Source organism: Polaromonas sp. P1_G2 (assembly GCF_056405515.1).
In genome coordinates this window covers 1-525 of the sequence record NZ_JBFUBY010000878.1, presented here as the reverse complement: position 1 = coordinate 525, position 525 = coordinate 1, and the positions used below count along the sequence as shown (strand labels likewise).

General features: G+C 64.0%; 1 protein-coding gene and 1 pseudogene. One reads left to right on the top strand and one right to left on the bottom strand.

Annotated elements, in window-relative coordinates:
• Positions 1-323: pseudogene (locus tag AC1D0P_RS28115) on the top strand (hypothetical protein); the annotation flags it as partial.
• Here the strand turns inward: AC1D0P_RS28115 and AC1D0P_RS28110 are convergent.
• Positions 324-525: DUF1499 domain-containing protein (locus AC1D0P_RS28110; protein ID WP_477679734.1), on the bottom strand; the 202-nt coding region annotated here is incomplete at its 5' end.

The following is a 525-nucleotide window of genomic DNA, read 5'->3' as shown; positions in this document are numbered from 1 at the left end:
ATATGGCCTCACTGGACATGCTGATCGAGCGCGGCGACCGCATCTACCTGCCGGGCCATGGCGGGCCGGTGAAGGATCCCGGCGCCTTCTGCCGCGGCCTGCGGACCCACCGGCGCATGCGTGAGCGGGCGATCGTCGAGCGGATCAAGGCTGGCGACCGGACGATTGCGGATATGGTCAAGACGATCTATCGCAGCACGGATGTGCGACTGCATGGTGCGGCAGCGCTGTCGGTGCTGGCGCATATCGAAGATCTGGTGGAGAAGGGCGAGATCGTCACCGACGGACCGCCGCTGCTTGGCGGCGAATACCGACCGGCTTGATCAATCACCGGCTATGCCGAGCAATTCCACGTCCAGTGCCCGAAGGTATTTGTTGATCAGGGCGGCACCGCTGCCGAGGTCATGCTTGCCGTAACGCGTCGCCACGCGCACGTCCACCAATGTCGTTTCGGCCTCCTCGCGCAGGCGGATGACGATGTCCTGGCGGAAGCCGAATACGAGCGTGCGATGCACACCTTGAATG